This is a genomic window from Shewanella sp. SW24, assembly GCF_025653395.1.
Taxonomy (GTDB): Bacteria; Pseudomonadota; Gammaproteobacteria; order Enterobacterales; family Shewanellaceae; genus Shewanella; species Shewanella oncorhynchi.
The window spans coordinates 120274-139902 of sequence record NZ_JAKKSH010000004.1 but is presented as its reverse complement, the minus strand read 5'-3'; the positions used below and the strand labels follow the sequence as shown (position 1 = coordinate 139902).

General features: G+C 44.8%; 19 protein-coding genes. 5 read left to right on the top strand and 14 right to left on the bottom strand.

What is annotated here, in order from left to right; all coding sequences use genetic code 11:
• Positions 1-257: 257 nt before the first annotated feature.
• Entirely contained in the window at positions 258-2165 is a 1908-nt protein-coding gene (locus L5M17_RS05595) for a cation:proton antiporter (RefSeq protein ID WP_173496653.1), read from the top strand.
• A 208-nt stretch (positions 2166-2373) separates the two neighbouring features.
• Here the strand turns inward: L5M17_RS05595 and L5M17_RS05590 are convergent, their stop codons facing one another.
• A complete protein-coding gene (locus tag L5M17_RS05590) occupies positions 2374-3732 on the bottom strand; it encodes a PLP-dependent aminotransferase family protein (protein ID WP_263145829.1) in 1359 nt (452 codons plus the stop codon).
• A 92-nt stretch (positions 3733-3824) separates the two neighbouring features.
• Here L5M17_RS05590 and L5M17_RS05585 point away from each other — a divergent pair, with 92 nt between their 5' ends.
• Together L5M17_RS05585 and L5M17_RS05580 are read left to right on the top strand one after the other, a co-directional pair.
• On the top strand, positions 3825-4451 hold the full coding sequence (locus L5M17_RS05585) for a LysE family translocator (protein WP_263145826.1): 627 nt from the start codon (positions 3825-3827) through the stop codon (positions 4449-4451).
• A gap of 183 nt (positions 4452-4634) precedes the next feature.
• Positions 4635-6392 (top strand): SulP family inorganic anion transporter, encoded by a 1758-nt coding sequence (locus L5M17_RS05580; RefSeq protein WP_263145825.1) that lies wholly within the window; start codon positions 4635-4637, stop codon positions 6390-6392.
• A 133-nt stretch (positions 6393-6525) separates the two neighbouring features.
• Here the strand turns inward: L5M17_RS05580 and L5M17_RS05575 are convergent, their stop codons facing one another.
• The gene (locus L5M17_RS05575; RefSeq protein WP_263145958.1) at positions 6526-6723 is read right to left on the bottom strand and encodes a hypothetical protein; all 198 of its coding nucleotides are present in this window, start codon (positions 6721-6723) and stop codon (positions 6526-6528) included.
• Between the two features lie 187 nt (positions 6724-6910).
• Complete coding sequence (locus tag L5M17_RS05570; protein WP_263145823.1) at positions 6911-7567, bottom strand: glutathione S-transferase; 657 nt, start codon at positions 7565-7567, stop codon at positions 6911-6913.
• A 362-nt stretch (positions 7568-7929) separates the two neighbouring features.
• On the opposite strand from L5M17_RS05570, the gene L5M17_RS05565 reads away from it, so the two are divergent.
• Both L5M17_RS05565 and L5M17_RS05560 read left to right on the top strand, forming a co-directional pair.
• The gene (locus L5M17_RS05565) at positions 7930-8934 is read left to right on the top strand and encodes a rhodanese-related sulfurtransferase (RefSeq protein ID WP_263145821.1); all 1005 of its coding nucleotides are present in this window, start codon (positions 7930-7932) and stop codon (positions 8932-8934) included.
• Between the two features lie 297 nt (positions 8935-9231).
• Positions 9232-9699, top strand: a complete 468-nt coding sequence (locus L5M17_RS05560; RefSeq protein ID WP_263145819.1) for a hypothetical protein — start codon at positions 9232-9234, stop codon at positions 9697-9699.
• 187 nt (positions 9700-9886) lie between these two features.
• On the opposite strand, the gene L5M17_RS05555 is transcribed toward L5M17_RS05560, so the two are convergent.
• From L5M17_RS05555 to L5M17_RS05505, 11 genes are all read right to left on the bottom strand, one after another.
• A complete protein-coding gene (locus tag L5M17_RS05555) occupies positions 9887-10120 on the bottom strand; it encodes a DUF2897 family protein (protein WP_263145817.1) in 234 nt (77 codons plus the stop codon).
• A gap of 45 nt (positions 10121-10165) precedes the next feature.
• Positions 10166-10903: an 8-amino-3,8-dideoxy-manno-octulosonate cytidylyltransferase KdsB gene (gene kdsB, locus L5M17_RS05550; protein ID WP_028760067.1), complete on the bottom strand. Its 738-nt coding sequence runs from the start codon at positions 10901-10903 to the stop codon at positions 10166-10168.
• A 97-nt stretch (positions 10904-11000) separates the two neighbouring features.
• Entirely contained in the window at positions 11001-12071 is a 1071-nt protein-coding gene (gene kdnB / locus L5M17_RS05545; protein ID WP_113939602.1) for a 3-deoxy-alpha-D-manno-octulosonate 8-oxidase KdnB, read from the bottom strand.
• Positions 12072-12091: 20 nt separating this feature from the next.
• Complete coding sequence (gene kdnA, locus L5M17_RS05540) at positions 12092-13279, bottom strand: 8-amino-3,8-dideoxy-alpha-D-manno-octulosonate transaminase KdnA (protein ID WP_028760065.1); 1188 nt, start codon at positions 13277-13279, stop codon at positions 12092-12094.
• Positions 13280-13472: 193 nt separating this feature from the next.
• The gene (can, locus tag L5M17_RS05535; protein ID WP_263145815.1) at positions 13473-14090 is read right to left on the bottom strand and encodes a carbonate dehydratase; all 618 of its coding nucleotides are present in this window, start codon (positions 14088-14090) and stop codon (positions 13473-13475) included.
• Between the two features lie 298 nt (positions 14091-14388).
• The gene (locus L5M17_RS05530; protein ID WP_113939603.1) at positions 14389-14826 is read right to left on the bottom strand and encodes a phosphate ABC transporter substrate-binding protein; all 438 of its coding nucleotides are present in this window, start codon (positions 14824-14826) and stop codon (positions 14389-14391) included.
• Between the two features lie 10 nt (positions 14827-14836).
• Positions 14837-16015 carry a porin gene (locus L5M17_RS05525; RefSeq protein WP_263145813.1) on the bottom strand — a complete coding sequence of 393 codons (1179 nt, stop codon included), beginning with the start codon at positions 16013-16015 and terminating at the stop codon, positions 14837-14839.
• 325 nt (positions 16016-16340) lie between these two features.
• Positions 16341-17171 carry an alpha/beta fold hydrolase gene (locus L5M17_RS05520; RefSeq protein WP_263145811.1) on the bottom strand — a complete coding sequence of 277 codons (831 nt, stop codon included), beginning with the start codon at positions 17169-17171 and terminating at the stop codon, positions 16341-16343.
• 112 nt (positions 17172-17283) lie between these two features.
• Positions 17284-17997, bottom strand: coding sequence for a M15 family metallopeptidase (locus L5M17_RS05515; protein ID WP_263145809.1), 714 nt, complete (start codon positions 17995-17997; stop codon positions 17284-17286).
• Entirely contained in the window at positions 17991-19130 is a 1140-nt protein-coding gene (gene dapE, locus L5M17_RS05510; RefSeq protein WP_263145956.1) for a succinyl-diaminopimelate desuccinylase, read from the bottom strand. The genes L5M17_RS05515 and dapE overlap by 7 nt, the downstream gene beginning before the upstream one ends.
• Positions 19130-19474 (bottom strand): ArsC family reductase, encoded by a 345-nt coding sequence (locus tag L5M17_RS05505; protein WP_263145808.1) that lies wholly within the window; start codon positions 19472-19474, stop codon positions 19130-19132. Before L5M17_RS05505 ends, dapE begins: the two co-directional genes overlap by 1 nt.
• Between the last annotated feature and the right edge of the window lie 155 nt (positions 19475-19629).

Genomic DNA, 19629 nt, shown 5'->3' with positions numbered 1-19629 from the left:
TTTTGTTTTTCTATTTTAAGTTTAAATCCCTATTTAAGGTAAATCTGATGTTTTCGGATTTGTACTACAGCTTATTTTACTTGATGTCGCTAGATTGCTCCGTTTTCTTGATTTTTCTCCATAGGTGATGAGGGAAGAGTCATATTTAACAGTGGATATATCGAATAGATAATTTCAGCTTACTGTTCATGCTGTTGTCATCTGCGTCATTAAAGCTAAGCTCATTAGTATTTAGCTCAGTTATCTAAAGGATTTATATGGTTGAACACATTACTGGCATGCTAGCGCTAATTGGAGTGCTATCGTTATTTTGTCAATGGCTTGGCTGGAAACTGCGGTTACCAGCGATTTTACCCTTGTTGCTATGTGGGCTCACTTTAGGCCCTGGGCTTGGATTCCTCAATCCTGATGCGATTTTTGGTGATTTGCTTTTTCCGATAATTTCCCTCGGGGTCGCCGTGATTTTATTTGAAGGGGCTTTGACTCTTAACTTCAAAGAAATCAAAGATCATGGTCGTATGGTGACGCATCTTGTGACTATCGGTACCGTGATCACTTGGGCCTGTATCAGTACGGCCACCTTTTATTTACTGGATTTTAGTTGGGAAATTGCATTGCTCTTTGGGGCACTAGTGGTAGTGACTGGACCTACCGTTATCGTGCCAATGCTCAGAAGTGTGCGTCCTAAATCCCAGCTGGCGAGTATTTTGCGTTGGGAAGGTATAGTGATTGACCCAATAGGCGCGCTGCTCGCAGTGTTAGTCTTTGAATACATAACCGTTGCCAGCGATCAAACGACGCATGTGCTCTATGCCTTAGGCTCTATGTTGTCCCTCGGATTAGGACTTGGCGCAGTGGCGGGTTATCTAACGGGACAAATCTTAAGACACAACCTATTGCCACACTATCTGCGTAATACCGCCGTTTTGACCTTAATGCTGGGTATCTTTGTCGGCTCGAACCTATTACAAGAAGAATCGGGTTTATTGACTGTGACGGTTATGGGCATTTGGCTTGCGAATATGCGTGGTGTGGATATTGCTGAAATCCTTGAATTTAAAGAAACATTAACCGTACTGTTAATTTCTGCACTGTTTATTTTACTGGCGGCGCGATTAGATTCTAATGCCATGCTCGGCTTAGGTTGGGGTGGACTGGGTGTTTTAGCTGTGACCATGTTATTGGCACGACCGCTTAGTATTTGGGCTTCTGGTATAGGCACATCTCTGTCGAAAGCGGATAAGTGGTTTTTATGCTGGATTGCCCCTCGAGGTATTGTGGCCGCGGCGGTATCTTCTTTATTTGCAATCAAGTTAGAAGCCAACAATGTGCAGGGCGCAGATGCAATTGTGCCCTTAGTGTTCTTAATTATTATCGGCACTGTGGTGGTCCAAAGTTTAACGGCGGGACGTTGGGCACGATTTCTTGGAGTTAAAGCCGATTCTGCCCAAGGTTTATTGATCTTTGGTGCCTCAAAATTTTCCAGAGAGTTAGCGAAAATTTTAAAAGCCAAAGATGTCAAAGTGCTACTGGCTGATAATAACTGGGACAACATTAGGCTCGCGCGTATGGATAATATTCCAGTGTATTTTGGTAATCCTGTTTCGGAACATGCTGAAACTTATATGGATTTAACTGGAATTGGCCGCGTGTTGATTATTTCACCTTACCGACAGTTAAACCCGTTAGTGAGCTTTCATTTCCAAGACTTTTTTGGTGCTAAAAAAGTTTTTGGTCTTAATAATACCGAAGTTGGCAGTGCGCGCCACCAGCTCTCTGAAAGTTATAAGCAACGTTTATGTTTGTTTGGTGATGCAGTGTCTTATGCCAAGATAGCCAGCCTAATGGCGAAAGGCGCTCAACTGAAAGTAACGAATTTAACCGAAAACTTCAGCTTTGAACATTTTCGTAAACGTTACGGTGAGACGGCAATACCACTGGTTTACTTGACGAAAGAAGGTAAGGTCGTCGTTGTTTCGGGTAATGATACCGTATTTCCGAATGGCATTGAGCTTATCAGTCTATTGCCAATTGAAGCTTTAGAAGAAGCCAAAGTGCAGCAAGCGATTGCAGAGCGGGAAGCCCAAGAAAAAGCAGCAGAATCTGCTTTAGCAAAGGTAAAAGCGGAAGAGCATGAAAGTGAAGGTGATGACGCTGTTGGATAAGTTAAAGTTACCAAAAGATTTATTATCGAAATATTTTTTGACTAGCTGAAGAATATTTCTCAAATAGCACATTCAAGGCATCATAGCTGCGTGAGTTTTATGGCCAATCTTACTGCAGCTATAGATTACAGCCCAAAAAAGAGTATTAAAAATAACTTGGCTAGAAAGCCATGTTTATGCAGAAAGTTAGCTCTTATACAAGCAGTCATTACACTACTGAATAAGCATTTTGCACTAAGGAACGTATGGTCGATTCTATGCATTCAACCGCGAGATTGAATTGAGTGTCGTTTTCGGCGCCACCAAGGCTCAAGCGGATAAAATTGTCATGGCAATTAAAGTCATCACCATTACGGACTAATATGCCTTTTGCGGCCAGTGCGGTAACGAGGTGATGGGCTTTGATATCTTCTGGCAGTTGTATCCAACCGTTTAACCCTCGCCAAGTTTGGGTTAATCCCAGCTGTTCGCCCATAGCGATACAGTGACGTTGGCGTTGACGTACGAGCGTATCTCGTTCTGCAGTGATATGACCTTTCTTTATCAACTGACAGGCAATTTCAATATTCAGCGGCGACACCATCCAGCATTGGCTATGAATAGCGAGTCGCACTTGGGCGATAAGGGGGTCAGGAACCAGAATAAAACCTTGCCTTAAGCCGCCAGAAAACAATTTGGACAGGCTGGAAATATAAATCACCCTTGGGATCGCCAGCTGTTTTGCTAATTGCCACAGGGGCGAATGCCATTCTTCAGGTAAACAATAATTCACGTCATCCTCAATGATATAGAATTGATATTGCTCTGATAATTCAAGGATTTTCTGCCGCTGTGATTCACTGTACTGAATGCAAGTGGGGTTTTGATTATTCAGTGTGAGATAGACTAATTTAGGGTTGTGGATCTGTAATAGGGCTTCAAAGCGCGGCAGATCTAATCCTTCGTGGAGAAGGGGCACTCCAACGCTAGTGACACCAAGCTGTTTAGCACAAATTCTTACGCCTGGATAACTGTATTGCTCGTGTAACAGTACATCGCCTGTTGATAAAAATGCGCTCAAACAGGCAAAAATGGCTTGCTGGCCGCCATGGGTAAAGACCAGTTGCTCGGGTGTTTGCTGTATGCCGCGTTGGTTTAACCATTGGTGGAACACTTGTTGGTGTTGATCTAATGGACTGGCGCGATAACCGAGTAACTGACTCAATTTAGTGGGGTCTTTCGCTAATTGGCTGAGGCAATCGCTTAGGGTGCTGATTTGATCTGTGAGTGGCTGCTGACAGGTCGCCATATTCAATTGTACGTTACCCATTTCAGGTACAGGGGAGGCGTTGACATAGGTGCCATCTCCCACTCGTGCTTCGACGTAACCCCTTTGTTCCGCCAATGCATAGGCGCGGGTCACAGTGCCAATTGTGATGCCTAAGGCATCAGCTAAACGGCGCTGCGGTGGCAGTTTACTGCCTTGGGTTAACACCTTCTGCAAAATGCCTTGTTCTATGGCACTGACTAAGCGCTGATATTTCGGGCCTGAAAAAGTCGTTAGGTCTGGCGTCCAGATTGTACCCATGACAATAAATCCATTGATCTCTAATATTCTCCGTATATTATTTATTGCATCTTTTTGTGTCAACAAATGTATGCATACAATTTAAGATGAATATGAATACTGCACTGCTTTATGAACCACAATTATGGACTTTAATGGCCTCGACCGCGCTGTTTTGTGCGACGATGACAATGACTCCCGGACCGAACAATATTCTCTTAGCTAGCTCTGGAGCGCATTTTGGTGTGCTGCGTACCGTGCCACATATTGCAGGGATCCGCTTGGGTTCGACCTCTTTACATCTTGCGGTATTATTCGGCCTCGGTACCTTGTTTGAAGCATTACCGGTATTGCACCAAGTATTGAAATATTTCGCTTTAGCATATTTGCTGTATCTCGCGTATAAATTAGTGACTTCGCCAGTGCAGAGCACGCATTTGGATGATGGACGAAAACCTATGACGCTCATTGAAGCTGCATTATTTCAATGGATTAACCCTAAATCTTGGATGTCGACGATTACCCTGTGTAGCGCTTTTACATTAAGTGGCGATGGCTTTTGGTTGAGTGCGTTTCTTGGCGTATTAATGTTCAACTTAGTGGGATTTCCTGCATCATTTACTTGGGTCTTTGTCGGTGCCGCGATCAGTAAGAAACTCAATACCGATAGACGTAAGCGCCATTTTAATTGGTTTATGGGCAGCTTGCTCTTAGTGTCATTACCTATGATATTACGCTAGCTTGGCTTGAATTAAGTGCTAACCCTATAAATATTCTGAGGAAGACACTCGCGTAATGATTGGCTTTATGCCATAACCAACATACTATTGATGGCTTTTTAGGTAATGACCTTTTAGCTGAACATTTTCAGTCTCAGTTATACTTGTTGCTTATCTTGATAGTGTGTATATGGAGGTTGCCGAGTGAAGTTCCCTAGTTTGATTTCGTTTATGCCGGGATTGGCGCAATTATTACAATATGAAAAGCAATGGCTTAGGGATGATGTGCGCGCAGGCTTATCCGTTGCCGCTGTGGCATTACCCGTAGCGATTGCTTATGCCCAGCTCACAGGTGTGAATGCTGCCGTGGGTTTGTATTCCTGCGTATTACCAATGTTGGTATACGCACTATTTGGCACCTCAAAACAATTAATCGTGGGTCCAGATGCGGCGACTTGTGCTGTTATCGCCGCGGTTGTCACGCCCCTAGCTGCAGGGGATAGTATGAAGCACTGGCAGTTAGTGATGACCATGACGGCCATGACAGGCTTTTGGTGCTTGATTGCGAGTCGTTTTAGGCTAGGGGTTCTCGCCGATTTTCTATCAAAACCGATTTTGATGGGACTGCTTAATGGTGTTGCAATTACTATTATCGTGGGACAGTTTTCAAAAATATTCGGTTTTACCTTCGATGAGCGTTATCTAATCGAACGCCTCAGCGGTGCGCCTTCTTACTTATCCAAAACCCATTGGCCGACATTGTCTATGGGGATTGTGACGCTAGCGACTTATGCCTTAGTAAAACGGTTTCGTCCCCAATGGCCTGCTTCTATGTGCGCAATGGCGATGGCAGCTTTCCTTGTTTGGGTGTTTAACCTGACGAGCTTTGATATTAGCGTCGTCGGAGAAGTGACCTCAGGATTACCTTCATTTCAAGCGCCTGTATTTGATTTAGGTATCGCCCGTGAGCTTGTGGTACCAGCGCTTAACTTAGCCATGGTGAGCTTTGTGAGCATGATGTTGACGGCTCGAAGCTTTGCGGCAAAAAACGGTTACGATATAGATGCCGATAAAGAGTTCAGGGCATTAGGAATAGCCAATATAGCGTCAGCCATATCTCAAGGTTTTGCGGTGAGCGGTGCGGATTCCCGCACTGCGGTTAATGATGCCAATGGTGGTAAGAGCCAGTTAGTGTCTATCATTGCGGCGGTATTGATTGGTGTTGTGGCGCTATTTTTCACTGCGCCTTTGAAGTTTATCCCCAGTGCCGCCTTAGGTGTGGTGCTGGTAATTGCCTCTATCTCGCTTATCGATTTAAAGTCACTGTGGAATCTGCGAGTGCGGGATAGGTCTGCTTTTCTACTTGCCTGTATCACCTTGTTCTCTGTGTTGTTTATTGGGGTTATCCCTGGGATAACCTTGGCTGTATTACTGGGTTTATTCCAGTTCCTTGCTACTGTGATGCGGCCTACGGATCAAGTGCTTGGTTTAGATCATAAGGGCGTTATCCGCAGTGTCGATGAATCGGGTAAAGCTAAATCGGTTCCAGGAGTATTTATATATCGCTTTAATTCACCGTTAACTTACTTTAATGCGACGTATTTTAAGCGCCGTTTACTGGAAAAGTTTATTCGGGAATCTGAGCCTGTTGATTGCATCATTATTGATGCAGTGCCTTGTTTTACCCATTTGGATTTAAGTGTGATGGCCATGTTGGCTGATTTACATCAACTGCTTAAAAAACGTGGCGTTCGTTTAGTGCTTGCGGGACGTAAACGGCAGATGCTGAGTTGGTTTGAGCAAGCGGGCATGCAGACAGGGGAAGGTGGTATTTTGATCCGGCCAGATTTGTATCTCGCCCTTAAAATGAATCAAAGCTATAAACAAGCCTTGGCTGAAGGGCAAGCGCCTGTGATCCAAAAAGTTCCTGATGACTCGGTATTGTTGCACAGTCATTTGTAGTTAACTGTAATGCCTTGATTGATTAAACTGGGTCGTAAAAATAGCGCAGCTTAAGGTTGCGCTATTTTTTGTCTTAATTTGATAAGTAAATCAATGGTATGACTAGTTTTTTGAAGGTATTCAGTTTTACCGTTTAGTCTTTGAGAATTCTATCTAGGGGAATAAAACCGTGAAAACCATAATAACCCATAGGGCCGAGTATCAGACTCAGTAGGCACCATAAGCACTTTTTGTTGGTGCTGAGATCCACTTTACTTTTGAAGGCCCGAAGGGCAAATAGACAATGCAATATCACCAGGCCCCCAAGCATAATAATGATATTAATATCCATATTTTCCAACTGTCTTATCCTTGTGTTCTATCATTCACGTCCTTGAGTCTTTAGGCGTGGTTACTTTTCTTGAGAAGATTGTCTAGCTACGATTAGCTAAATTAGCTACCTAGTGGCAAGTACCTTACTCGAATATTTTACCGATGGCTATAACATAAAATAAAAATAATCTTTAAATCTTATTGGCTTACACGTCTCCTAACAAGCAAATTGGAGAATGGCTAGCGTCCCAGATCACATATTTTTCCATCGCACGAATAAATATTTCACTCGAAATAAGTCGATTTAGCCAAGCGGCGACTCGCGGGAAATCATCACTAAGTGCACATTTAAGATCCACTGCGGCAAACTGGCGTACAAAAGGTATGATTGCGTAGTCGGCAAGGCGAGGTGTATCGGCGACTAAAAAGGGGTGTTGCCCTAAGCATGTTTCAAGTTGCAGGAGGAAATGACTCGCCTGCTGATAATAATAAGCTTGCGTTTGCTCAGGGTAACGGTCGGCATATTTATAGCGGTCAAGCCATGGTTTAAATTGTTGATCATTTTGCGTGATAAGCTGTGCCATTTTATCTTCAATAGCAGGATTTTGCTGACACAATAGATCTAAGGGGTCTGCTTGCGTGAGTGCCCAGCGTATGATCTCAAGACTTTCGGCAATCACCTCACCGTTTGCTAGCACTAATACCGGCACAGTACCCTTAGGTGAGGCAGCTAGCATTTGTGGTGGTTTGGCTTTAAGGGCGATTTCACGGACTTCAACATTGCATTGGGCTAACAAGAGTCCTAAACGTGCTCGCATTGCATAGGGGCAACGGCGGAAGGTGTATAAGACGGCAAGAGTCATTCGGATTTCCTCTACTGTACGGCGCTAATGCGATGGAAGTTGATGCGACTAAAGCTGATGTCAGCGTGTCATGCTTATTGACGACGCGAGTATGCCAATGCAAATGTTGTGTGCCAATCATGCAATGTTTAAAGGGCGCAGATGGTAACGCTTTCATACTGGGATTTCTGCTTAAATTGCCATCATAGAATGATTTTTCTCACCACTGTGCGTAAAGAATTAAAGACCCTGTATTTTATCTGTGTTTATCTTGCTGTGACTCAGGTAGAATTCCGCGCTATTTTTGGGATCTGCAGCAAGGCTGCAGATGATTGATTTGTTTATGCACTGGAAATTAAGTTCCAGCCAGCAAAGAGGGTGTTATGGCTAAAGTTGTCGTGTGTGCGTTATATAAATTTGTGTCTTTACCGCATTTTGAATCTATCCGAGCGCCATTGCTCGCTATGATGGAACAGGCCGAGATCAAAGGCACTCTGCTCCTCGCAAGCGAAGGAATTAATGGCACAGTTGCCGGCACCCAAGAAGCAATTGAAGCATTATTGGTGTGGCTTAACGGCCAAAATGGCCTAGACAATATCGTGCACAAATTGTCATTCGACGATGAAATGCCGTTCTACCGCACTAAAGTCAAGCTGAAAAATGAAATCGTGACTATGGGCGTTGAAGGTATAGACCCGCTTAAAGTGGTTGGCACCTATGTGAAGCCTCAAGATTGGAATGCGCTGATTTCTGATCCGGACGTGATTTTAGTCGACACCCGTAACGACTATGAAGTACAAATCGGCACCTTTAAGAATGCCGTTAATCCTGTGACTGAAACCTTCAGAGAATTCCCTGAATATGTGAAGCAGAATCTTGATCCTGCTAAACATAAGAAGGTCGCCATGTTCTGTACTGGCGGTATTCGCTGTGAGAAATCAACTGCTTATTTAAAAGAGCAAGGCTTTGACGAGGTGTATCATCTCGAAGGCGGCATTCTTAAATACCTTGAAGAAGTCAAAGCAGAAGAAAGTCTGTGGGAAGGCGAGTGCTTCGTGTTCGATAATCGCGTCGCGGTTAACCATGACTTGAAGAAAGGCCAATACGATCAATGTAATGCTTGCCGTATGCCAATCACCGAAGCTGAAAAACAGAGTCCTGCCTATGTGCAAGGTGTCAGTTGCCCACATTGTATCGATAAAATTTCTGACGAGCAGCGTAAACGTTTCGTTGAGCGTGAACGTCAAGTGAATCTGGCTAAAGCCCGTAATGAAGCGCATATCGGTAGCGATGTAAATCAAGTGATTGAAGCGCGCCGTGAGAAAAAAGAAGCGCAGCGTCGACTCACCGCCGAGAAAAATAACGCGAAAAAATCGCAAGCGCTTTAACTTTATATGTCATTAGATGAGTAGTGAGTTAGTCATGAGTTCGCACTGAGCTCATTTCGTACTCAGGTAGCTTGCACTCTGGCCCGACTCGTTCGGGCCATTTTTTTATGCCGATTTTAGTTTGAGTGTGAATGTGCTTTAAACCATTATTTATCATAGCGCTATGCCGAAAACCTTAAATTTATGATAACTTTCAGTCGCTAGTATTAAAAACGTTAGTATTAACAACGCTAGCATTTCAAAAAAGTCGAGTGCTATATACGAAGGGAGCGATTCAGTGCAAGGTAGGCAAAGCGCATGAGCATTTGGAAAGAGCTATACGATATTTTTGATAAGGAACGCAGTCGCTGGCAGCAATCGAGCGCCAGTAAGCAGGCGATTGCCTTCGAGTTAAAAGCCAATTTGGGTTTTCTGGCCGATGCGTTAAGCAGCTGTTTGTCGCAAAGTGCGATCGCCAGTGGTTTAGAATGCAGTATTTTTGAGGCAAAACTGAAAGAGGGCGCAGCACTCACAGCGTTAAATCGCCGTAAAGTGACACTAAAATTTATTGGTGAATTTGCCGAGTTTAATAAATATGTCGGTAAAGAGAACGACGCTTTAGTCGAGAATGCTTACGCTAGAATCAAATCGCTGCAGAAGTTAGTCGCGGCTGAGCCCAATAAAAATCATGATCTTAAGATTAAATCCCTGTTTCGCTTTTTAGTCTTTTTAGTGGCGCACCTTGAGGAGCAGCCATTGAGTCGCACATCAGCGAAAAAAGCCTAAGGCTGATGAGTGGCATTGGCTAGCTTGTTATTTGAGAGACAAAAAAGGCGCCTGTGGCGCCTTTTCTATGTTTGCGAACGTCATTGCTCAGTGTTTATAGCGCAGTCTTTAAAAGGCGTATTCAAGAGCCATCTTTAGACTCACTTTTAAAAGCCGCCATTGAGTTTAGCCCCTAGGTGGCTCAGTTTTACTTATCTGCTTTATTGGGTTCTGAGTCCGCTGAACTTGGCTTGTTTGAAGCCGCATCGGCATCATTGTCTGCTGCCGAAGGCTTGGCAGTATCTGACTTTATCTGCTTATCTTTACCATGTTGACCGAACTGCGGCAGTTTGAACTTAGCACTGTACTTCAACGCAGCAAGATTGCTGGCGATGACACCGACGATCAAAATAATAATGATCCAGACTTCTAAGGTCGACATACTCAGCTCCTATTTCGAATTGACTCGCGCACACCTAACGGGCGATTAATCAACCGCTAAACGTTGCTCACATTTACGAATGTCCTCTGGCGTATCAACTTCAATAGAATCAAAGGCGCTAATGGCGATTTTGATCTTATGGCCGTACTCTAATGCACGTAATTGCTCGAGTTTTTCCAGATCTTCTAGACGACCTAATGGTAGGGCGGCGAAGGCCTGTACGAATTTGCGTGTATAAGCATACACACCTAAGTGCTTATAAACGGGGTAATCTTGAGTATCGCGGCCAAAAGGAATACGCGAACGAGAGAAATACAAGGCGTAGTTGTTGTTATCGAACACCATCTTCACATGCATAGGATCGTCAAGCTCGGCTTTATTGACGATTTCAAAACCTAAGGTGGCCATTTCAAACTCACCAGGGTGACGCTCGAAGAGGCTGATGACTTGCTCGATAGAGGTTGGGTCAATTAGAGGTTGATCGCCCTGTAGGTTGATCACTAAATCGTCATCTTTCAGTCCCAGTTGGTTTATTGCATCATTGATACGATCTGTACCCGAGGCAGCATCTGGGCTGGTCATGACCACTTTGCCGCCAAAACTTTCAACGGCCGCTTTAATGCGATCATCATCGGTAGCGACGTAAATATTGGTGAGGCCTTTGGCTAACGACGCGCGTTCATACACGTGTTGGATCATTGGCTTGCCGTTAATCGGGGCTAAGGGTTTGCCCGGGAAGCGGCTTGAACCGTAACGAGCCGGGATTAACAGAGTCACATTCATCAAATTATCCTACTTTTATCAAAGATATACAGTGTAGATATACAATGCATATAGACAAAAGGGCTCACAATTGAGCCCTTTTAATATGTGTTAGAGCTTAGATACGACGGAACAGCGCAGTCAACATTTCATCTGTGACTTTCTCTTCCCAACCCGCGCCGTAAACGTTAGCCCATAGTGGACCCATGCTCTTAGTCACGGCAACCATTTTCGCTATGGTTTCGTCTGGCAGATCTTTACAGATGTTCTTCGGCAGCGTGATGTTATGTTTTTTCATCATCAGACGGAACTCTTCAACGCCTTCTGGATAGAATTCTTCTAACACATCAAAGGCGATACAGTTGCCGATACCGTGGTGGTAACCCAGGATATAGGACAGACCGTAAGAAACCGCATGACAGGCACCCACTTGGCTATAAGCTATGCTCATGCCGCCCATGAAAGACGCCATCATTAGCTTGTCGTCTTTTTCTACGTGGTCGTCTAAGTACACTTGGCGACATAAATCCATCGCTTTTTCAGCGTAGGATTTAGAGAACTCGTTTAAGAAGGTACCTTGTAAAGATTCAACACAGTGGATATAGCAATCCATACCTGTATAGAACCATTGGTCCGTTTCTACGCCTTCGATTAACTCAGAATCCATGATGATTTGATCGAATACTGTGTAATCTGAGTTCAGGCCTAGCTTACGTACTGGACCACATAATACGGCGGTGCGTGACGCTTCTGCACCAGTACCAGAAATCGTTGGGATACCAATGTGGTGTACCGCTGGGTTCTTGATTAAGTCCCAACCTTGATACATAGCAGAGCCACCTGGGTTTGTCAGCATCAGCGATACTGCTTTAGCTACGTCCATGGTTGAACCGCCACCTAAACCGACGACGCTCACTGGCAGTTTGCTATTGAAAGCTTGAACTTGTTCAGTCAGGGCATCGATTTGAATTGTGCTTGGCTCTTCATCAACGTTAACCCAAATCACCATGTCTTGTGCTTTAGCAGGAATGCGGCCCTCAAGGGCTTTGCCTTGATGCACGTCATCGACTAAAAACACCACGAAGTCGTCGGCGGTTTTACGTTCAGCAGCTAACACTTCATCCAATTGGACGAATGAGCCACGGCCGAAGATCATTTTTTCAACTACTTTAAAATTCTTAAAACTCATTGCAACAAACTCCCGTAGAATTATTGGGCAAATGCTTTCTTGATGTTTTCGATACGCTCGGCGATCTGAGCATCGGTCCAAGACAACTTGATGAGCATAGAAATCGTGCGGCTCATAATGGCATCGGATTTAGGCACAGAAACTTGAGTATAGTCAGGTCTGTCGGCGATTAATGTGATTGGCAACGCAGCAGATGCCTTAAGCTCCTGAATGTGTTTCCAGTTTTTCAAATAATGCCAGTTGTTTACATACCAGTAGAAGCAGCCATCAACGCCGTTTTCAGCCAGTTTTTTGCTGATTTCTTGCGTGCGCGCTTCGGTTGGCAACATAAAGGTTAAGAAGCCAGCCGAGTCGCCTTCTGGATCGGGGATCTGGCGGAAGGTGACTTCTGGAATAGCGGCCATTGCATCTTTAATGGTCTTTTTGTTTTTACGTTGAATATCGATAATGGTATCGAGTTTACGTAACTGCGCTAACCCTAAGGCGGCATTCATTTCCGAAATACGGAAGTTCAAGCCAATGATAGGGTGTGACTCTGCGCCGCGGTCTTTACCAATATGGTCATGGCCGTGATCTGAGAACATGTGCGCATTGTTGTAGATTTCTGTGTTGTTAGTGATCACAGCGCCACCTTCACCACAGGTGATGGTTTTGACTGAATCGAATGAGTAACAACCCACATCACCGATAGTACCTAACGCTTGGCCCTTGTAGCTACCACCGATGGCTTGGCAAGCATCTTCTAAAATCAGTAAGTTATGTTTTTTACAGACGGCTTTGATCTCGTCCATCTTCGCCATAGAACCGCACATGTGTACTAAGTTGATGGCTTTAGTGCGTGGGGTAATCGCGGCTTCGATACCTTCTGGAGATAAACACAATGTCTCATCGATTTCGGCAAAAATCGGAATAGCGCCTGCCATAAAAATCGCTTCAACTGAGGCTACAAAGGTAAAAGGTGGCACGATAACTTCATCGCCAGCACCAATGCCTGCAGCCATCATGGCCGTTTGCAGCGCAGCAGTACCGCTTGATAAAAGGTGAGCATGCTTCACGTTCATCTTCTCGCAAAGCAGTTGCTCCATATCGCGCGTCTTCCAGCGATCATTACGCATATGGTCGAAGTTGTAACGGAAGGTAAAACCGTTTTCCATAACGTCAGCGACTTCCTGCTTCTCTTCAGGACCAAATAATTCAAAACCGGGCATGGAAGGTATCTCCTTAGAATTTGTGGCGCATAGGTCGCCTGCAATTAACTGGCGGATTATAACTGGCGTAATAGACCCTTGCGATGTTTTATTGCTGAAAATTGTCATGGAAAAAGAAAAACCTGCACAGGGGCAGGTTTTATCTGAGCATTGATGACGCTCAGCGGGGTGTTGAAAGCCTACATTCAGGCTGTTAGCGTGGATTAGCTAAACCATGTTCACGGTCAACCGTGACATCTAAATCTGTCAGTAAACCGTTATCAATGCCGTAAATCCAGCCGTGTACCGCCACTTCTTGGCCGCGATCCCAAGCTTCTTGCACTATGGTTGAACTGGTCACATTAGCAACCTGCTCAATCACGTTTAGCTCGCACAGGCGATCAAAACGTTTGGTTTCGTCCATCTGTTGTAATTCTTCCTGATAAATACGATAGATATCACGTAAATGCCCGAGCCAGTTATCGATGAGTCCTAAGCGTTGTTGACCCATGGCCGCGCGCACACCACCACAGCCGTAGTGACCCACCACCATAATATGCTTCACCTTGAGCACATCGACGGCGTATTGCAGTACCGATAAGCAGTTAAGATCGGTATGGATCACCATGTTGGCGATATTACGGTGAACAAAGACTTCACCGGGCATAAGATCAATGATTTGGTTTGAGGGTACGCGACTATCTGAGCAGCCAATCCACAGGTATTCAGGATGTTGCTGTTTCGCTAATTGTTCAAAAAAATCAGGATTTTCTTGGCGTATACGTCCGGCCCAGCGGCGGTTATTGTCGAATAAAGGTTTGAGTAGTTTCATTTTAACCTATTGTTTTATTGACATATAAAATGTCTTCTCATGCTCTAATTCATGCAAGCAGCACATTTTTAGCAAGAGTATACCAGCAAATTTGGCTCTGCTGGTCTATCCAATTAAGGTTTGAATCAGGATATTGAAAAATCGAGATTATTTTTTCTTAATAGTACTGCAAATGGATAAGCCCTCTCTGAGGGTTCAAGAACCATTTGATAATGTGCTTGTTGTTTATATCGCGCTAATGCTGAGTGGAAACCTTGTCCGCCACAGGTTAAGGCGGACAAGGATGATGCAGTATGGGTTAGAACTTACTGATCACTTTCACGCTGTCGTTTACTTCGCTGACGTCAACAAATCCGATCATATTGGGATTGGCGGCAATCAATGCGAGCATTTCAGCGCTGGAGTCGACGACTTTGGGCGGTTGACCTTGGCCTGAAAAGACCAGTTTTGACCAATAGGCTTTTAACTGACTCTCGGTTTTATTAAGGATCTGTTTAACAAAGGCATCACGTGCGGGCGTGCCTTCAGGTTGATCGAGTGCGACGACAGTGCCACCACTGGGGAAAGACTTGAGTTTGCCTAAATAGATCCGTGAAATATCCGCAGCGCTAATTTCTGACGTATTAGAAGGGTGCACCACGACGGCAATTTCGGCTTGAACACAGGCACTGCCAAGTAGAAGCACACTGGCGACTAAGGTTTTTATCATCAACCGAGAACTTATTAATAGTTTCATGCTTAACTCCTTAAAAAACTAAGTCTATTGCCATACTCAGCAACTGTTCATCGGAGGACGGTTTGTCGTTACTGTAGTTGGTGTACTCTAGTTTCAGTGCGGCAGAAGGATGGAAATCCCAGCGGGTGCCTATGATGTAGTAGGCGCTGTCTTCCTGCTGTGCTTCAAGCGCCGCTTGTGTTCCAAAAACAAGCGGTGCGAGTGCAGCTTGGTTTGCCGGTGGCAGACCATTGTAAACAGGTAACATAGTGTCATAGGCATCGTATTGAGGCTCACCTTTATCAATACCGTAGGTCAAGTGGAAGGTGAAATCGTGATAGCGGATCCCGCCGGAAACAAAGGCTGAATCTTGAATATTAAAGCTACTGGGATCGACATCAATTCGCGTGTATTCGGCCAAAATAAACCATTTTTCAGCATCATATTTAACGTTAGCGCCAATGAGTAACGCGCTGTCATTAATTGGTAAAAGATCATCAACCACTTGCTGAGTAAAGAGTCCGGTTTGAGAAATTGCATTACCTAAGCCAAGTAGTGCGGGTAATTCGTAGGAGAAATCGGTGACTATGCCAATATTTAAACCGTACTCAAACCCTGAGGTTACAAAGTTAAAGTTCATTATGTGGCCCTCGGCGGAGAAGGGCGCAGGAGGCGTTGATGAACCGGTAGGCGAGTAGTCAGAAACTGAAGTGGTAATGTATTTATAGGTCAAACCTACTTCGGTATCTCCCCATAAATCGGCATAAACTAAGCCTACACCTTCACCTGAATTAAATGGTAGTGAATAAACTCCGCGGGGCGGAGTGATCCAATGATAGGCATAGCCTACATCAATATAATCGGAGTATTTATAGAGATTAAAACGTTGGCGACCCGCCATAAGCATAAGTTTGTCGCTGATGTCATAGGAGATATAAGCCCATTCGAATTCAGCGCTATAATCGTTACTGCCTCTGGATAGCACTTGTGCAGTCGCTCTTAAGCCACTACCAAGATCGGCGGTAAATTGTAAGGCAACTTTGGAATCATTATTAAAATCGAGTTCTTTATCGTAACCATAATAGCTTTTATCGTCACTTAGACTTGAGCCCGCGACAATAGAGGCAAATCCATTTATTTGAACATCGGCATAAAGAGACGGTATATAAAGTGTGCTGAATACACAGAGGGCAACTGTACTTTTTCTCATGGCAGAATACCTTGTTGAGGGAATACAGTATAAAGGTAGTTGATAATTAGTAGATTTCACCTTTGTGCAACATTTTTTAAGCCGCTTGGAACAAAAACAACGTCTTTACTTGTTAATAGAGGTTTCACAGGTGAGTTTAATGAAACGAGGCGTGCTCAATAACAGACTTTAATAAAGTAAAGCCTAATGTATTTATCCATAAAATAGGAATTAAGTATGGGTGAGCAATATTGATATAAGCACATCTTAGTAACATGTGCTAAGTAGAAATACTCATCTTCAAGATGCGAGTTTTCGCACCTTGAAGCGTAGATTTAGCGATTGATTAATAATGTTTAGCCAGAAAATCGGCTAAATGTTGGTTAATAAATTCCGCTTGTTCGAGAGTTGATATGTGTCCTGCCGCAGGAATATGCACAAGTTGGCTGCCGTCAATGGCATCACTCATCAGGTAACTTTCCAATACGCTGCGGGCCTTATCTTCCACGCCAGCCATGATGAGGCAGGGCAGCGTCAATTGCTCGGCGTATTCCATGGTATCGCGACGACCAAAAATCATTCGTCCAAGTTTAATTATCGTGGGGATTTGCTCCGCTGTGATACTGGCAAGGGACTTTTCAAAGCCCATAACCAGTTCAGGAGTGTTATTCGCGGCATCATTGGCGAAGAATAAAGGTGAAATTGCACTGATCAGCGGCGCAGGGATCGCCTTAGCGGCGCTGATCATATCCAGCATGCCATCATATTTCGCACGGGTGACTTCGGGTTCGAAACCGATAAAACTGTTGAGCATAATGAGGGTTTTAATTCTTGTTGGTGCTTTCAGTGCCAATTCTGCGCCCCACATAGCACCGACAGATTGTCCGACAACACTAAAGTGAGTTATCTCAAGAGCATCCATTAGCTCAAGCATTTGATCGGCAATATCGAGTAGCGTTTTGCTGTTATTGGGCAGTAAATCTGACTGACCATGGCCCCAAAGTTCAGGCACTATGCAGCGATATTGGGCGCTTAAGGTGGCAATTTGAGGCGCCCACATAGCGCTATCCCATAAATAACTGTGCCCAAACAACAATACAGGGCCTGAGCCGACATCAAGGTAACTTAATTTTCGATCGGCAATAACAAGCTGCTGACGGTGTGAAGAAAAATCCATAAAACCTACTTTATCAAATATATCATTGTGTTAAACCGCATTTTGGCGCCAATTTTGACGATATAGCGCTATGCTTAACCTGTGTTGACTGATCTTGGCGAGTATTTCGTGATTAGGGCTGAGCGATACGCAGCACGTATTCATCTATTAGATTGTCTAATCGGGCGAGTACTGCATCTTTTAGCAACATATCACTGTTTTCTAACAGGATTGCCAGTTCGGCACGATCGAATTGTGGCAACAATAACTGCGCTACAGGGAAATAGCTGATGTGCCAAGGCTCAGGACTTACCGCACTTTGTCCCTGCTGAAACGGGAAGTAAAAGCCAAAATCATGGGCATTTTCTACCAGCCAAGCATGTAATTTAGCGCAGGGACCACCCTGAACATATTCAGCTTCAACAAGGCGCAGGGCTTTAACATCAATTTGAGCCGCATCGAACACATCGAGATCGGTACCCCAATGGTGGCGTGAAGCGCCAGGCAACGCCGACCAGAGCAAAATCAAGTCAACTATAGCATCGTCACTTAAACCCTGAATATTGACCGGTAATTCATTGGCATCTAATACCGCGCGTTTACCGCTAGCCTTGGCATTCCAAATTGCCAGTTGCCGCTCAAAGGGACGATGAGCCGAGCAAATCGCGAGTTTTATGCCCGCATCTTCAGCTTTTGTCGCCATAGACTTAAAGGCGATAGCTGTGTTCTCCTCTAACCCAAAGCTATGATAACCAAGGTGATACGGGCTTAAATAATCCACTAATTCAGGGGAGCTTAAGCCGTAAAGCTTTGCGGTTTCGGGACGGATCTTCAGATGTGCTAACACAGTAATTGTTCCAAAATGACTTCATAACAAAGGGCTAACTGCTCAAGGTCGTCCATTTTAACGCATTCATTCACTTTATGAATGGTGGCGTTGACAGGGCCAAGCTCTAACACTTTGGCACCCGTTGGTGCGATAAAGCGACCGTCTGATGTGCCGCCTGTGGTTTGCGGATCGGTTTCATAACCTGTGACTTGGCGGATCGCGATACGGGTAGCATCTAATAGCGGACCATCACCGGTTAAAAATGGTAGGCCATTGAAAATCCAGCTGATATCGTAATCTAGCTCATAGGATTTCAATAGAGTTTCAACTCGCTCAATCAAGATTTCGGCGGTCACTTCGGTGGAGTAACGAAAGTTAAACATCACTTCCAGTGCACCAGGGATCACATTCGATGCGCCCGTGCCGCCATTAATATTGGCAATTTGGAAGCTGGTGGGTGGGAAAAACTCATTGCCATTATCCCAGTGCATCTGACTTAGCTCGGCTAAGAAAGGTGCGGCTTTGTGGATTGGATTATCGGCAAGGTGTGGATAGGCCACGTGGCCTTGAATGCCTTTCACGGTTAAGTTGCCAGTTAAGCTGCCGCGGCGACCATTTTTGACCACATCGCCCAGCTTTAGGGTTGATGAGGGTTCGCCGACTAATGCCCAGGTGATCTTCTCGTTGCGCGCTTCTAAGGTATCAATGACTCGCGTCGTGCCGTTGATGAATGGACCTTCTTCATCGCTGGTGATCAAAAAGGCGATAGAGCCACGATGATTGGGGTGTTTAGCCACAAAGCGTTCGGTGGCAATCACCATAGCAGCGAGTGAGCCTTTCATGTCCGCTGCGCCGCGGCCATATAAGTAGCCATCAATGATGGTGGGCACAAAAGGCGGCGTGTGCCAGCGGCTCACATCGCCCGTTGGTACAACGTCTGTGTGACCCGCAAAACAAAAAACGGGGCCTTCATTACCACGGCGAGCCCACATATTAGTGGTGTCTTCAAATACCATAGGTTCGATATTAAAGCCGATGGCGCTGAGTCTTTCAGCCATTAGGGTTTGGCAGCCTTCATCAAGCGGTGTCACCGAAGGGCGGGCGATCAGTGCTTTGGTCAGTTCTGTAACGGGATAATTGTCGGCTGGCATCATACTGAGAATACTCTTTTATAGGCGGCTTCATCAAAGCCAATCAGCACTTGTTCACCGACGACTAAGACGGGGCGTTTGATCAGTGTCGGTTGCGCCAGCATAAGTTGAATGGCTTTGGCTTGATCGATATCGGTTTTATCTGCGTCACTGAGCGCACGAAAGCTCGTGCTGCGCTTATTGAATACGGTTTCCCAGCCAGCGGTGTGACACCAGAATTCGAGGTCTTCTTGACGTAGGCCGTCATCTCTAAAATCATGGAAATGAACTGGAAGTTGATGATTTTCAATCCATTTACGTGCTTTACGCACTGTATCGCAATTCTTAATACCGTAGAGGGTCAAAATGATGCTCCAGTGTGGATGGACGCTTGGCTTGCAAGCATTGATTTTACTGGCATTGTGGCATTGTGCGTCGCATGTCACAAGTGGGATGTGTTGCCGATATCTGGTGATTAATAAAACGTTAATTTTCTAGAGATAATAATCGCTGGTGACTT

Coding starts and splice junctions, on each gene's coding strand:
- kdnA (WP_028760065.1), bottom strand. CDS start 13,279: ATGCCCGGTTTTGAATTATTTGGTCCTGAAGAGAAGCAGGAAGTCGCT.
- L5M17_RS05555 (WP_263145817.1), bottom strand. CDS start 10,120: ATGTCGACCTTAGAAGTCTGGATCATTATTATTTTGATCGTCGGTGTC.
- L5M17_RS05595 (WP_173496653.1), top strand. CDS start 258: ATGGTTGAACACATTACTGGCATGCTAGCGCTAATTGGAGTGCTATCG.
- dapE (WP_263145956.1), bottom strand. CDS start 19,130: ATGCCAGCCGACAATTATCCCGTTACAGAACTGACCAAAGCACTGATC.
- L5M17_RS05530 (WP_113939603.1), bottom strand. CDS start 14,826: ATGAAACTATTAATAAGTTCTCGGTTGATGATAAAAACCTTAGTCGCC.
- L5M17_RS05565 (WP_263145821.1), top strand. CDS start 7,930: ATGGCTAAAGTTGTCGTGTGTGCGTTATATAAATTTGTGTCTTTACCG.
- L5M17_RS05585 (WP_263145826.1), top strand. CDS start 3,825: ATGAATACTGCACTGCTTTATGAACCACAATTATGGACTTTAATGGCC.
- L5M17_RS05520 (WP_263145811.1), bottom strand. CDS start 17,171: ATGGATTTTTCTTCACACCGTCAGCAGCTTGTTATTGCCGATCGAAAA.
- L5M17_RS05570 (WP_263145823.1), bottom strand. CDS start 7,567: ATGACTCTTGCCGTCTTATACACCTTCCGCCGTTGCCCCTATGCAATG.
- L5M17_RS05560 (WP_263145819.1), top strand. CDS start 9,232: ATGAGCATTTGGAAAGAGCTATACGATATTTTTGATAAGGAACGCAGT.
- L5M17_RS05590 (WP_263145829.1), bottom strand. CDS start 3,732: ATGGGTACAATCTGGACGCCAGACCTAACGACTTTTTCAGGCCCGAAA.
- can (WP_263145815.1), bottom strand. CDS start 14,090: ATGAAACTACTCAAACCTTTATTCGACAATAACCGCCGCTGGGCCGGA.
- kdnB (WP_113939602.1), bottom strand. CDS start 12,071: ATGAGTTTTAAGAATTTTAAAGTAGTTGAAAAAATGATCTTCGGCCGT.
- L5M17_RS05525 (WP_263145813.1), bottom strand. CDS start 16,015: ATGAGAAAAAGTACAGTTGCCCTCTGTGTATTCAGCACACTTTATATA.
- L5M17_RS05575 (WP_263145958.1), bottom strand. CDS start 6,723: ATGGATATTAATATCATTATTATGCTTGGGGGCCTGGTGATATTGCAT.
- kdsB (WP_028760067.1), bottom strand. CDS start 10,903: ATGAATGTGACTCTGTTAATCCCGGCTCGTTACGGTTCAAGCCGCTTC.